11 protein-coding genes are annotated in these 13541 nt (G+C 64.2%); all 11 read right to left on the minus strand.

Going from position 1 to position 13541, the window contains the following annotated elements; genetic code table 11:
- Positions 1–7: 7 nt before the first annotated feature.
- Positions 8–1324 (minus strand): family 1 glycosylhydrolase, encoded by a 1317-nt coding sequence (locus tag sphantq_RS04850; RefSeq protein ID WP_129927201.1) that lies wholly within the window; start codon positions 1322–1324, stop codon positions 8–10.
- A gap of 13 nt (positions 1325–1337) precedes the next feature.
- The gene (locus tag sphantq_RS04855) at positions 1338–2189 is read right to left on the minus strand and encodes an alpha/beta hydrolase (protein ID WP_066603950.1); all 852 of its coding nucleotides are present in this window, start codon (positions 2187–2189) and stop codon (positions 1338–1340) included.
- Positions 2190–2257: 68 nt separating this feature from the next.
- Complete coding sequence (locus sphantq_RS04860; RefSeq protein WP_272799725.1) at positions 2258–4471, minus strand: TonB-dependent receptor; 2214 nt, start codon at positions 4469–4471, stop codon at positions 2258–2260.
- Between the two features lie 38 nt (positions 4472–4509).
- Positions 4510–5340: a fumarylacetoacetate hydrolase family protein gene (locus sphantq_RS04865; RefSeq protein WP_066603956.1), complete on the minus strand. Its 831-nt coding sequence runs from the start codon at positions 5338–5340 to the stop codon at positions 4510–4512.
- A complete protein-coding gene (locus sphantq_RS04870) occupies positions 5340–6260 on the minus strand; it encodes a VOC family protein (RefSeq protein ID WP_066603958.1) in 921 nt (306 codons plus the stop codon). Before sphantq_RS04870 ends, sphantq_RS04865 begins: the two co-directional genes overlap by 1 nt.
- Positions 6257–6688, minus strand: coding sequence for a GlcG/HbpS family heme-binding protein (locus sphantq_RS04875; protein ID WP_129927205.1), 432 nt, complete (start codon positions 6686–6688; stop codon positions 6257–6259). Before sphantq_RS04875 ends, sphantq_RS04870 begins: the two co-directional genes overlap by 4 nt.
- Complete coding sequence (locus tag sphantq_RS04880; protein ID WP_272799726.1) at positions 6685–8184, minus strand: bifunctional 3-(3-hydroxy-phenyl)propionate/3-hydroxycinnamic acid hydroxylase; 1500 nt, start codon at positions 8182–8184, stop codon at positions 6685–6687. Before sphantq_RS04880 ends, sphantq_RS04875 begins: the two co-directional genes overlap by 4 nt.
- 16 nt (positions 8185–8200) lie before the next feature.
- Positions 8201–9436, minus strand: a complete 1236-nt coding sequence (locus tag sphantq_RS04885) for an amidohydrolase family protein (RefSeq protein ID WP_129927207.1) — start codon at positions 9434–9436, stop codon at positions 8201–8203.
- A gap of 81 nt (positions 9437–9517) precedes the next feature.
- On the minus strand, positions 9518–10414 hold the full coding sequence (locus sphantq_RS04890) for a LysR family transcriptional regulator (protein WP_272799727.1): 897 nt from the start codon (positions 10412–10414) through the stop codon (positions 9518–9520).
- A complete protein-coding gene (locus sphantq_RS04895; RefSeq protein WP_272799728.1) occupies positions 10411–11403 on the minus strand; it encodes a threonine ammonia-lyase in 993 nt (330 codons plus the stop codon). The genes sphantq_RS04890 and sphantq_RS04895 overlap by 4 nt, the downstream gene beginning before the upstream one ends.
- 744 nt (positions 11404–12147) lie before the next feature.
- Positions 12148–13518 carry an IS1380 family transposase gene (locus tag sphantq_RS04900; protein WP_019052503.1) on the minus strand — a complete coding sequence of 457 codons (1371 nt, stop codon included), beginning with the start codon at positions 13516–13518 and terminating at the stop codon, positions 12148–12150.
- Positions 13519–13541: the final 23 nt, after the last annotated feature.

Below are 13541 nucleotides of genomic sequence, written 5' to 3' on the forward strand. Positions count from 1 at the left end.
TCTCTCCTTACAACGCATTGCGGCTGGCGATCGCGCCATAGACGGCGGCGCTTGGTTTGGCGGTGCGGGCGAAGGTGACGGGGTCGACGCTGTGCAGGCCGAACTTCACCTTATAGCCAAATATCCATTCGAAATTGTCGAGCAGCGACCAGTGGCAATAGCCCAGCACAGGCACGCCGTCGTCCATCACCTGCTTGAGGTCCGCGAGCGCTGCGGGGATGAATGTGGCGCGGATGGTGTCGTCGGTCGTGCCGACGCCATGTTCCGACACCAGGATCGGCACGCCTGTCGCTTCATGGGCGTAGCGGACCGCGCCCGCGAGCGAAGGCGCCCAGACTTCGGTGCCAGACCAATTGACGATCGAACCGGCGGGCGTTGGCAGACGACCCTTGTCGCCCCAGAGCGCGCGCTCGTAATTCTGGACGCCCATGAAGTCGTCGGCCTTGGCGATGTCCAGCCAGTTGCCGTACAATTCCTTCCGCATGCGGTCGCGGATCGAATTGTTGCCCACCGCTTGATCGTCCATGATCGCGAGGGAAAAGCCGACCGGCAGGTCGGGACGGACCGCCTTGATCGCCGCTTTGGCCGCCTTGTGCGCGGCCTCCAGACCAGTTTGCAACGCGGGAAGATCTTCCACCCCCGCGACATTGGCGGCGACGAATTTCGGGACGCCCAGGCGCTTGGCCGCGGTTTCCAGCGTCAATTTCTGGATGTCCCACACCTGCGGCGGCAGCATCGGCTTCAGCAGCAGCAGGATATTGGGTTCGTTGAAGGTGATGGCGCTGGCGATCCCCTTGCCCAGCGCGCGCATCGCCTTGTCGCAATAGCGAGCGAACAATTGCGCGCTTTCCGGATTGGTCCAGCCGCCCTGGGCGCTGAACCAGCGCGGCGCGGTGAAGTGGCTGAAGGTTACGATCGGGGCCAGGCCGCGCTGGATGCAGCCGTCTATGATCGCCTTGTAATGATCCAGCATCGCCTGGGAAAAGAGACCCTTTTCCGGCTCGATCCGCGCCCATTCGATACCGAAGCGATAGGCATTGAGGCCCATGTCCTTGACCAGATCGAGATCGGCTTCCCACAGGTCGAAGCTGTTGCACGCATCGCGGGAGGGTTCGGCGAAGACGGTGGGCTGTTGGTTTTCGACAAACCAGAGATCGCTGGCGACGTTGTTGCCCTCGATCTGATGCGGCGCGGTGGCGACGCCCCAGTAGAAGCCCTTGGGGAAGCCGGGGCTGATGACAGCCTTGCGCGCGGCGATGGCGGGAGCGGCCATCATAGCCCCGGTCGCGATTCCGGTCGCGAGCAACGTCCTGCGATCGAGCATCTGTTTCTCCTGATTATGATTGGGTGGTTTCGCGCACGAAGGCGCAGATTTCTTGCGACAGCCGCCGGTCGGCGGTGCCCAGATGCATGGACATGCTGTAATGATTATGGCCCGAATGAATAAAAGCGCGCGGCATCGCACCATGGCGGGCAAACCGATCCTGCATTAATCCCAGAAACTCCGCCTGAAAACGCGGCGGGTCGAACTCGGCGCAGGCGAGCATCAGCGGCAATGGCGTGGCGGCGACCGCCTCCATCGGCATTCGGTCGGGATAGAGCGCCGGGTCGCCATAATAGAGCATGTCGCGCGCATCGAGCGGCGTGTAGCCGTAGAGGCCGGACAGCAGGATGGCGGCGCGGATGTCGCCCGCGCCAGCCAGTTTCAGATAGCCCGCCACATGGACTGATCCGGCAGACGTGCCCATCAGCACGATTCGATCCGGGTCGCCGCCATGCTGCGCAGCATGATCCTTGATCCAGGCGGCGACCGCGGCGACATCCTCCGCCCCGGCGGGCCAGACATGATCGGGCGCCAGGCGATAATTGATAACGACGCCAAGAAACCCCGCCTGCGCCGCCATGCGGCCGACATTAGCGTTGGGCCAAGCATCGACCCCGCCTTTATCGCCCTTCAGGAACCCGCCGCCATGCACGAACACGAGGACAGGCGCGAGGCCGTCACCCTGCGGCCGATAGATGTCGAGGCGGTGGCGTTCATGCGGGCCATAAACGACGTCCGCCGCCGCCATCGGCCGCTGCGCCAGCAGCGCCAACTGTTCGGCGTCGAAGAGCGCGCGGCATTGCGCAAGGACGGCCGGGCCAAGGTCCGTCCCCATGGCCGCTATGGATTGCCTGACTGGATTCATCTCCGCACCCTAACCACCTCGGCCACCAGCGAAAGGGGCATGGCGGCGAACCGCCATGCCCCTTTCGATCAGAATTTCGCGTCGAGTTGCAGGCCGACCTGGCGGAAGGACTGCGGACCATAAATGGCGCCGACGCCCGAACCGAAATTGCTCTGGAGCAGAGAGGGTTCGTGGACGTTGAACAGGTTGCGCACGAACACGCCCGCCGAATAGCGTTCATCCTCGCTGCGCACGCCCAGGCGACCGCCAACCGTCCAGTGCGGACGGAAGGTTTCTTCGCTGCGCGAAGTATTCTGGTAACGGACCCGCGATTTCCAGATTGTGTCCGCCGCCAGGAAGCCGTTCAGACCAGCCGTCAGCGGCTGTTCATATTCACCCGACAGGGTGAATTTATAGCGTGGCGAATAGGCCAGTTGGCTGCCGCCAATGTCGGTGCTGTCATTGCCGATGAAGCCGCCCGGATAGGTCGCCTTGGTATAGATGAAGCCGGTGTTCATCGACAGCCGATCGGAAATCTGCCCGAACAGATTGACTTCCGCGCCGCGCGTCTTGACCCCGTCGATGTTCGTCTGGGCACAGACAAGCTGGGCGGTGGTGGGGTTGACGGTACATTCCTGCGCCTGGAAATTCTTGATCTTGCTGTAGAAGACGCTGACGTCGAGCACCGCGCCGCCGAACAGCGTGGCCTTCATCCCCGCTTCGTAGGACATGGGGATTTCCGGCTGCACGACATAGGGCAGCAACGGCGCGGTCGGCACCGCGATCTGACCGCCCTTGAAGCCGCGCGATGCGGTGACATAGGCCATCAGCGACCGGTCGATGTCATATTGAATGCCGGCGCGCCAGGATATCTTGTCGACATTGAGGATCTGGAAGCTTTCCGCGCCGGTTCCCGCGTCGGTCCGGTCGAGCGACAGGCGCCCGGCGGTGTAGCGTCCGCCCAGGATCAGGCGCAGCTTGTCAGTGGCGTGCAACGTGCCCTGACCGAAGATCGCCAGCGATTCATCCGTGATTTCGTTCAGGGCGCCGGGCGAATCCACCGGACGTATGACGAAGCCATTGGGCAGCGTCACCGAAATGGTGAAGCGTTCGGGCTGCTGCACCGTCTTCTGGTTTGAATAGAAGGCGCCGACCGTATATTCGAAGACCGAATTGCTGGGCGACGACGCGCGGAATTCCTGCGTGAACAGGCGGATGTCGGTGCCTGTCGGGCCGCTTATGAGTTCCGACGCCAGCGGATCGGCGCGATAGATGTTGCCCAGCGTATTGCTGCTTTCCGTCTTGCGATAGGCAGTGATGGACGTCAGCGTCAGCGGACCGGCATCATAATCGACCTGCGCCGATCCACCCCATGCCTTGACCTTGCTGCTGAATTCATCCCCGACGCAGAAGGTCTGGTTGCCCTCGCCCGGCGTGATGCCGCAGCTGTTGAGCAGCGCGGTGTTGGCAGCGGTGTTCGACAGGAAGGTGAAGAAGTCGCCGCCATTGTCCGCCGACCCCTTCGACCAGTCGCCGATCAGGTTGACGGTCAGGTCTTCGCTCGCATTCCACAGGAACCGGCCACGCACGGCGTAGCGATTGACGTCGTTCCAGTCGCCGGTGACGGCATTACGGTTCACGCCCTGCCGCGTGTTGCTCATACCCGACACGCGCAGCGCGCTGGTGGAGCTGAACGGCACGTTGATGACGCCCTGAACGACCTGCTGGCCATATTTGGACCCCACGGTCCCGGCATCGGACAATTCGGTGCGCACGCGCCCGCTAAATTCGTTAGGGTCAGGCGCGTTGGTGGTGATGTTGATGACGCCGGCCGATGTGGTCAGGCCGAACAAGGTGCCTTGCGGCCCCTTGAGCACTTCGATCCGCGACACGTCGAACAGGTCGGAGATATTGGCGTTGCCCTGGCTCACCTGGTCGACGACGACACCTACGGATGCGACAGCGCCGGGCGAGAAGCTTTGCGTACCGATGCCGCGGATCGATCCGCCGCCGCCGGTATTCTGCGACGGGGCCGACTGGATTTCCAGCGAGGGGGCGACGCGGTTGAGGTCGTTCAGATTATTGACCTGCTGGCGCTCCAGCTGCTTCTGGCTGGCGACGGTGATCGAAATCGGCACCTCCGTCACCTTTTCCTGTCGGCGCTGTGCGGTCACGATGATGTCGGACATGGCCGATTCCGCCGGCTCCTGTGGCGTAGCGGCATCCTGGGCAAAGGCGGGTGCGGCGATGGCGAACGTGCTGACGCTCGCCATGGCCAGAATGGGCTTGTGGAATATGCGCATGGTGTCTCCTCCCCTTCTTATCATTGGATAATATAGGCTTATTGTTCGTCGATGATGCGGTTGGCGAGCGTGCCGATGGCGCCGATGGTGACCTCGACCTTGTCGCCCGCGTGCATATAGAGCGGCGGGGTGCGCTTATCGCCGACGCCGCCGGGCGTACCGGTGGCGATGACGTCGCCCGGCGCCAGCGGCGTGAAGGCACTGATATATTCGATGACCGTGGGGATATCCCAAATCATGTCGGCGATCGGCTGGTCCTGCACCATGTCGCCATTGAGGCAGGTCTGGACGCGCAGCGCGCCCAGATCATCAATCTCGTCCACCGTCACCAGCGCGGGGCCAAAGCCGCCGGTGCCGGGAAAAGTCTTGCCCGGCGTGAACTGGATATTGTGGCGCTGCCAGTCGCGCGCCGATCCGTCGTTGAAGACGGCATAGCCAGCGACATGGCTCAACGCATCGGTGGCGGCAACCTTGTGGCACGGCTTGCCGATGACGATCGCCAGTTCGCCTTCATAATCAAAGCGGGTCGTCACGGCGGGCTTCACCATCGGCTGGCCATCGGCGACCAGGCTGTCGGCATAGCGCACAAAGATGGCGGGATGCGCCTTCTGCTCCCGGCCGGTTTCCTTGACATGCTCGGCATAGTTCAGCCCGACGCACAGTATCTTGGCGGGATCGGGGATAACCGGCAGCAACACAATGTCGGCGGCGGCATAGGTCGCGCCGTCAGCCAGCGTCGCCAAGCTGCCGTCGGTCAGCGCGGCCTTCAGGCTGGGCGTCGCGCCGGTCGCCAGTTCGATGATCGTTGCGCCGTCCTGGCGGCCGAAGCTGGGGGTGCCGTCGGGGCGGCGGAAACTGACATAGCGCATTAGTGATTTTCCTCTGTCAGGACGTCGATCGGGTGGGCCAGGGATTGGGGCTGCCAGTCGCGGCGATGGCGGAATTTTTCTTCGGCAGCGCGCAGCCCGTCGAAATTCTTGTCGGACATGCCCCACTGGTCGATCCGCTTTTCGGGCCAGGTCCAGTCTTCCGGCGCGCCGGGCCGATAGTCGTCGGGCACCTTGTTCACGGCGGTCGAAAATTCGATCACCGGGCCGAAGGGGGCGATGAAATAGGCGAAGACATTGGCGCCGGGGCCATGACGGCCCGGTCCCCAGGCCGGCGCCATATCCTGATCGCGCAGGCGACCGATGCCGCGCATCACCGCGTCCAGATCCTCCATCTCGAAGGCGATATGGTTGAGGCTGGAAATCCCCGCGCGGGCGAAGGCGGTGCTATGATGCGAGTCATTGCAGCGCACGAACACCATGCCCTTGGTCCGGTCCGACACGCGGAAGCCCAATGCGTCCTCGGCCAGATGGCCGGTCATTTCCGCGTCGGCGGAATTGAACACCACATGGGTCAGCTTGACCGGCAGGTCCGCGCCCTCGATCGGTTCGACCTCCTGCGCGTCGACCAGGAAGCGCAGCAATTCGCCTTCGGCCAGTTCCACGATGATGCCATGGCCGCCGCCCAAGTCTTCTGAGACGACAGGCATTGCGGGGAGACCCGCAATGGTGACGCTGCGCTTCAATTGCTCCAGCCGGTCGGACGTGCAGACGAAGGTGGTCGACCGGACATAGGCGTCAGCCGACTCCTCGAACGCGACGAGATAGGGGAAAGTCCCTGATCCGCGCAGATAATGGATGTCGCCAACCACCTTCGCCGGGGCCATGCCCCAGATGTCGGTCATAAAGGTGGCGGCGTCCGCCGCGCCCGGCATCGCCAGTTCGATGCTGCGAAGTCTCATGATTGCACTCCATGGGAAAGTCCGGCGGCCAGGATGCCGGCAATGGCGCAGGCTTCGTCGCAGTCGCCGGTGTCGCCGCTGATCCCGACGGCGCCCATAACCGCGCCTTCCAAATCGCGGATCAGGACGCCGCCGGGGGACAAAGCGAGTTGGCCGCTAGTGACGGCCACCACACTCTGGAAGAAACCGGGGTTGGCGGCGGCGCGGGTTGCAATGACCCGCGTATCCGCCCCCATACCCAGTGCGCCCGTGGCTTTGGCCTTGGCGATATCGAAACGGAACAGGCTGGCGCCATCCTCCCGCGCGAAGGCGACGGGATGCGCGCCGGCATCGAGCAGGACGACGGCCAGCGGCTGCGCACCTTGCGCCCGGCCATGGCCCAGTGCGGCGTCGATGATGCGACGCGCCTGATCCAGAGAAAGGGTCATGCGGCGATCTCCTGACGGAAGGCGCCGGCGACCAGCGCATCGCGCCGGGCGATCAGGTCGCCCCCCTTGCCGGTGCCGAAAACATAATGGTCGGGCCGGACCAACACGGCATCGGCCTTCCGATCGGCCAGCCAGGCGGAGATCGCGCCGCCATCGGCCAGTTGCGTGAGGTCTACGACCGTGACGTCACCGCTCTCCACCATGGCGCGGGTGAAGAGACGCCAGCCGCTGCCGGTGACGTCGTCCAGCAGGCGATCCCCCACGCGGGGCTGGATGAAACGCTCACCCGCGCCCGGCGTGCCGGCCGCGACGATGCCCGTCGCGATGGCGGGGATCAGGTCGGCGGCGGTGCCATGCTGCGCGCCCTTGGCGGCTTCGCGCATCTGCGCGTCGCGCTCGGCGGCCGCTTGCGGGTCCAGCATACAGATATAGCGCCCCGCGGCGACAGCGGCGGTGATGACCGCACGGACATGGGGATCGCGTTCGGGCTGATAGCTGTCGAGCAGCGCGTCGGGCGCCGCGCCCTTCACCACCATCTCCAGCTTCCAGGCCAGGTTGGCGACGTCGCGCAGGCCGTGGCACATGCCTTGCCCGAAAAAGGGCGGCGTCTGATGCGCGGCATCGCCGGCCAGGAAGACGCCGCCCGTCCGCCATCGCTCGGCGATCAAACCATGGAAGCGATAGGTCGCCGCGCGCACGATCCTGTGCGAAACCCCGGAGAGATAGGGTTCGACAAGGGCTGCAACCGAATCCGGCTCCATCATCGCCTGGTCGTCTTCGCCGGGCAGCAGCATGAACTCCCAGCGGCGGTGATTGCCGCGCCCCGGCACGATCGTCGCCGGGCGCTTGGGATCGCAGATCATCACCGACAGCTTTTGCAGGTCGGCGGCGTCGGGGAAGCCCCACAGGTCGGGGAAGCGCACCGGCCCATCGACTTCGGCATCGACCACCAACCAGGGCTCTTCAAAATCCAGATCGTCCAGCTTTATGTCGAGCGCCTTGCGCACCGCGCTGCGCGATCCGTCGCAGGCGATGACGTAGCGAGCCTGCTCTGTCCGACCTTCGGAAAGCCGCAGCGTGACGCCGTTTTCGTTCTCCTCCAGCCCTTCAAATGAGACGCCGAGTTGGACAGTTATATTAGGGTAATCGGTCAGCGCCTCGCGGAGATGATCCTCCAGTTCGGGCTGGTAGAAGAAATAGTCGTTGGACCAGCTAAACGGCCGCGCCCGCCCGACCGTGCCCATGTAGCGGATGACGCCATGGTCGGCGCCGACATGCAGATGCCCTTCGGTGTCGCGCATGTCGCCCGCCACCCGGTCGATCACGCCAGCCGACTGGAACAGGCGCATCATTTCGTGATCCAGATGGACCGCGCGCGGCAGAGGATAGAGGTTCGCCTCCTGCTCGATCACCAGGATCGACAGGCCGGATTTCCCAAGGAGATTGGCCGCAAAGGCCCCCACCGGCCCGCAGCCGATGATTGCAACGTCGAACATGGCGGCATCTTTCCGGTCAGGCGGTCACGGGCTGCGCTGCGGGGGATTTATGCATCCGCCCGCCCAGCATGATCATCTTGATATTATGGGCGTCCTGCAGGATGCGGACGTCCTGGGTCGGGTCGCCGTCGACCAGCAGCAGGTCGGCGAGATAGCCGGTCTTCACCTGTCCAACTCGTTGTCCCATCAGCTGTCCGCCCAACATGGTCGCGGCGTTCAGCGCCTCGGCCGGGGTGAAGCCATAATGGGTCACGAAATGCTCCAGGTCGCGGGCGTTGCGACCATGGGGATTGAAGGGGAAGCCATAATCGCCACCGGGCAGGATACGCACGCCGCGCGCCTTGAGCTTGGGGACGAGCGCCTTTTCCAGTTCCAAACGCTCGGCGGCGCTGGCTTTCATGGAAGACATGTCGATATGGGGCGGCGGCGACGCTTCCAGCGCGGCGACCGAGACGCCGGGGCCGGGGGCGTAGAAGATGTCGTCCTTCTTCGCGGCCATCGCGTCGATCGCCGCATCGTTGGCGAAGGAGCAATGATAAAGGATGCGCGCCCCCGCTTCGAGCGCCAGTTCGATCGCACGGGGCGAATAGGCATGGGTCGCGATCCACAGGCCCGCTTCCCTGGCCGCTTCGCCCGCCGCCAGCATTTCCGCGTCAGTGTAGAGGACGTCGCCCGACGATCCGGGCTTGAGCGCGTCTTCGCCGGAGATGACCAGCTTGAGCGACTTCACGCCTTCCGCCGCGCAATAGGCGACGAAGGCGCGCATGGCGTCAGGGCCGCGACCGTTGAACACGTCGCCGGTTTCCACCCCCTCCTCGCCTTCGGGGCTACGCTCCAGCGTCGAGGGGATCAGGCGCGGACCGGGGGTTTCGCCGGCGTCGATCGCGCGGACGAGTTCGGGTTCGATCTGGTCGCCAAGCGCGCCTGCGGAATAGAGGCTGGTGAAACCATGGTCGAGCAGCACGCGGGCATTGCGCCAGGCGGCGACCTTCAATTCTTCGGGCGGCAGGATGAACTGGTGATAGATTTTCTCGACCGAGCTGCCCCAGGTCAGATGGGCGTGGGAATCGACCATGCCGGGCATCAGCGTGCCGCCCTGGCCATCGATCACGCTGTCGGCCTCGACCGCAGCGATAGCAGCGGCGTCATGCAGGACGGCTGCGATCCTGTCGTCTTCAACGACCACCGCTCCGGCGACCGGGGCGCTGCCCGTCCCGTCGAAAATTGCGATGTTGCGGATGATGTGCCGCACGATGGTCCCTCCCGAAAGCTCTTGCTGGAACAGCTTATGCGCCGGCAAAGCCCCAAAGAAAAATAATGATTTTTTCGAACATCATAGTCTGGAGCTATGGATAAGCACATCCAGCAAGGCCTCGCCTAGTCGCGACAGCCGCCCGCCCGCCAGCATCCGCACACCGATACTGCGCGGAAAGGCAGCTTCTGCGATCGTGATGGCGCGTAGCACGCCGATCGACAGTTCCGCCGATGCGACCTGCATCGGCAAGATGGTGACGCGCTGGCTGCCCCGCACTATCGCCTTGGTCGTGAGCAGGGAATCGCAGCGAATGATGTCCTGCGGCACCGGAATGTCGGCGGCCATGAACAGCGCATCGACCTGACGGCGGAAGGCGCCGCGGGCTTCGGGCAAGACCCAGCGCATCAGTGCGGTGTCACGCAGCGACAGGCTGGCGGGTAGATGGTCGTTCTGCTTGCCCACGATCAGCGCGAAGGGATCGCGGGAAAAGGTGCGCTCCTCGATACCCTCCGGCGGTTCGTCAATGCCGGTGGTGACGAAGACCATTTCGATGTCGCCACGATGGAGCATGGCAGCCAGGTCATGGTCGGGCCGTTCGACAACATGCAGCGCGAACCGACCGATCCGCGCTTCCAGCCGCCGCACCGCATCGGGCAACAAACTGACCAATGCGCCGGGCGTACCGCCAACGCGCAGCGGGCCGGTGATGCCGCGGCTGGCGAGTTGCACTTCCGCCTGCACGTCCGACAGAAGGCTGTCCATCGCTTCGGCGCGGCGGAGCAGCGCCTGCCCTTCAGGCGTGAGCAGGATGCCGCTGCGCGAGCGTTCGAACAGCGAGACGCCCAGCGATTGTTCCAATTGCGCGATGGCGTTCGACACGGATGGTTGCGAAATGTTGAGCGCGCGCGCGCCGCCGCTGATGCTGTTGGCGCGGCACACCGCCAGGAAGGTGCGGATGGCGCGCGGATCGATCATGCGGCGGCCCCGCCGACAATGGCGGCATAGGCGGCCGGATCGACATTGCTGCCCGACAGGACAACGACGCTGGCATCGCCGCAGGGCGGAGCTAGGCCGTTCAGCACCGCCGCCAGCGCGACCGCCCCGCCCGGCTCCACGACCAGCTTGAGCGTGGAGAAGGCGAAGCGCATCGCGTCGCGCACCTGATCGTCGCTGACGACGAGGCCGCCCGACAGCAGCGCCTGGTTGATCGGGAAGGTCATCGCGCCGGGACTGGGCGCCATCAGCGCGTCGCAGATGCTGCGCGCATCCGGCGCGATGTTCTCGCGGACACCGCTGGCGAGCGAGCGGGCGGTATCGTCGAACCCGGCGGGTTCGACGGCGTAAAGGGCGATTTCAGGCGCGCGCGCTTTAACTGCCGTGGCGATCCCGGCCGTCAGACCGCCGCCGCCACAACAGACCAGGATTTGGCCGATGATGGCGCCTGCTTCCGCGGCTTGGTCGAGGATTTCGAGCCCCGCCGTCCCCTGCCCCGCGATGACGAAGGGGTCATCGAAGGATGGCACCAATGTCGCGCCCCGGCTGTGCGCCAGCGCGGTGGCGATTTCCTCCCGGCTTTCGCTATGGCGGTCATAGGTGACGATCTCCGCCCCCAGCGCGCGGGTGTTGGCCAGTTTGATCGCGGGCGCATCGGACGGCATCACGATGGTCGCCGGCAGGGCGAGCAACTGCGCCGCGGCGGCCACGCCCTGAGCATGATTGCCCGACGACCAGGCGACGACGCCCGCCGACCGCTGCTGCGCATCGAGGCGTGCGAGGCGGTTATATGCGCCACGGAACTTGAACGATCCTGTGTGTTGCGCTCCTTCGAACTTGATGAGGACGCGGCGGCCCAATCGATCGTTAAGCGCGTGATTTTCCAAGAGGGGCGTGCGCACCGCCGCCGGGGCGATGATCCGGGCGGCGTCGATGATGTCGTGGATCATAATGGCGGGCTTTTGGTCCATACGCTGCTCCTGCTTTGGCCGCGCGCAGAGGTAAGCCGAGACGCGGGCATTTCGCCTTTCACGCGAAATCTCTATTCGTCCGGGGCCCGTCCGAAAACCAGGGATTGTCGAAGCGTAAGAGAAAACTGGCTGGGGCGGCAGGACACGAGCCACCTTGCTCCCCAGACACTTTCATAGATAAGTTATTGAAAAAACTTCATCCGTTTGCCCGTTCCAGACGTTTTTGACACAGGATGGGTCACAGAACAAGTCACATAGGTCACACCCCTGTGACCCATCGATATGCCGTGCTGAATTCGAGTCGATCGGCAATCATTTCTCGCCGGTGTAGACGATACTTTCCATTTTTCGGCAGTCCGGCACGCAAAGCCCGGCAATCAACATTTCGTATCAAATTCGCCGGCAAGTACCCGATCGACGAATTGCAATCGCTTTTCAATCGACCATGGCACTGGGTTATCAATCCACCATCCTGCATCCGTGATCGCCACCATCCTTGCGGCCGCCTCAAGGCCGCGCGGCGTTACTTCCTCAACCGCGAGATTTGGCCCCCGGATCAGATACCTAATGCTATCCGATCGCTTAGCCCGGATTATTCGTGACGTTGTTCGCTTCGGCGGTCCGCGTTTTTCGGTGCCAGCCTGTATGTGATCAGGACGAGGGATTTCGCTGCGTCTATTTCACCGCGGATATTTGATAGGCTTGCGAGTTGGAGGGAGCGGTTCTGGCGTGCGGCCGGGGCGGCTATGTCGGGGCAGGCCTGAAGGCGGCCGCAATGGCCCGGAAGGTGCTGGCCTCGGGACAGGCTGACGCGAAGGCGATGCGGATGCGGGTTGCGGTTTCGATCACGCGGGCGGCGACCTTGAGGAGCCGCAGGCGCAGCGTGGCGAACTCGGCGGCGGCGAGCGCGCTTGTCTTGGGTATCGCCTGCTGGATGCGCCACATCAGCCAATAGGCGGCGGTATGCAGGATCAGCCGCATCTGGTTTGCGTTGGCCGATCGGCATGAAGTTCGATCGCTGCTGAGCTGGCTCTTGTGCCGCTTGATCAGGTTTTCGGCCTGACCACGGGCGCAGTAAAGGCTGTCGTAGATGTGCTCGGCCGAGCCTTCTGCCAGGGAAGTGACGACGTAGCGGATGTCCATGCCCAAGGTGCTGGCTTCGATCCGGGCGACGACGCGGCGCTGACACTTCCAGCTTTTCGCCCCATAGCGGATTTCGGCATAGCTGCGCAGCACCACCCGGTTTTCCTCGGCACGCTGGACGGCACAGGCATCGGCGGCGGCCACGATGTCGGGATTGGCACGCAGGGCGGCGTTGGTGGGAAGGCCGAAGACATAGTCGATGCCATGTGCCTCGCAGAAGGCCATGACCTCGGGCCTGCCATAATGCCCGTCGCCACGGACGGTGATGTGCGTAGCGGGCCAATGCTGGCGGATATGCCGCACGAGGCGCCGGATGTGCCCGGCGGCCTCCGCACCCGAGGGCGTCTTGCCGGTGCGCAGCAGCATGGCGACGGGGCGGCCCGTCGCCGTATCGTACACGTGGATCGGCAGAAAGCATCGCTCGCCATGGTGACCGTTCCAGAACGAAAGTTGCTGGTAGCCGTGCACGACGTCGCAGGTGTCATCGATATCCAGCGTCACCGCTTTGGGCGGTTTGGAATAGCTGGCGCAGTAGATGCCGACCATCGCAATCATCATCCGTGCCAGTTCGCGCGTGGTCGGGGCGTTCTCCCACCGGCTCATCGTCGGCTGGCTCGCCAGACCGACCCCTGCCTCCGGCGACTTACCCAGCGCCAGGCGAAACCCCGGATCGTCACGCAGGGCGTCGAGGTCGTCGGCGTCCTCGTAGCCGCAGGCGATCGCCAGAACCCGCGCCCGCAGGATATCATCCACTCTATGGATCACCCGCGCAGGGTCGCGCGGGTCGGCGATGCAGGCGGCAAGGCGCTTGCAGATACCCATCTCCCGCTCGGCCTGGGCCAGCAGCACTACACCACCGTCCGAAGTCAGTCGCCCTCCGTCGAAGGCGCCCGTCACCTTCTTGCGCAACACCGCTGGAAACGAAATCACCGCCGCGCTATCGTGGCTCTCGGCGGGTGTGGCCTGTGGCATTTTTTGCCTCGCTGCAGGTTGGT

Source organism: Sphingobium sp. AntQ-1 (genome assembly GCF_028538045.1).
Taxonomy (GTDB): Bacteria; Pseudomonadota; Alphaproteobacteria; order Sphingomonadales; family Sphingomonadaceae; genus Sphingobium; species Sphingobium cupriresistens.

What these genes read in the sequence shown, in the direction of transcription:
- sphantq_RS04900 (WP_019052503.1), bottom strand. Translation starts at nt 13,518, where the DNA reads ATGCCACAGGCCACACCCGCCGAGAGCCACGATAGCGCGGCGGTGATT.
- sphantq_RS04880 (WP_272799726.1), bottom strand. Translation starts at nt 8,184, where the DNA reads ATGTTCGACGTTGCAATCATCGGCTGCGGGCCGGTGGGGGCCTTTGCG.
- sphantq_RS04855 (WP_066603950.1), bottom strand. Translation starts at nt 2,189, where the DNA reads ATGAATCCAGTCAGGCAATCCATAGCGGCCATGGGGACGGACCTTGGC.
- sphantq_RS04860 (WP_272799725.1), bottom strand. Translation starts at nt 4,471, where the DNA reads ATGCGCATATTCCACAAGCCCATTCTGGCCATGGCGAGCGTCAGCACG.
- sphantq_RS04870 (WP_066603958.1), bottom strand. Translation starts at nt 6,260, where the DNA reads ATGAGACTTCGCAGCATCGAACTGGCGATGCCGGGCGCGGCGGACGCC.
- sphantq_RS04850 (WP_129927201.1), bottom strand. Translation starts at nt 1,324, where the DNA reads ATGCTCGATCGCAGGACGTTGCTCGCGACCGGAATCGCGACCGGGGCT.
- sphantq_RS04875 (WP_129927205.1), bottom strand. Translation starts at nt 6,688, where the DNA reads ATGACCCTTTCTCTGGATCAGGCGCGTCGCATCATCGACGCCGCACTG.
- sphantq_RS04865 (WP_066603956.1), bottom strand. Translation starts at nt 5,340, where the DNA reads ATGCGCTATGTCAGTTTCCGCCGCCCCGACGGCACCCCCAGCTTCGGC.
- sphantq_RS04895 (WP_272799728.1), bottom strand. Translation starts at nt 11,403, where the DNA reads ATGGACCAAAAGCCCGCCATTATGATCCACGACATCATCGACGCCGCC.
- sphantq_RS04890 (WP_272799727.1), bottom strand. Translation starts at nt 10,414, where the DNA reads ATGATCGATCCGCGCGCCATCCGCACCTTCCTGGCGGTGTGCCGCGCC.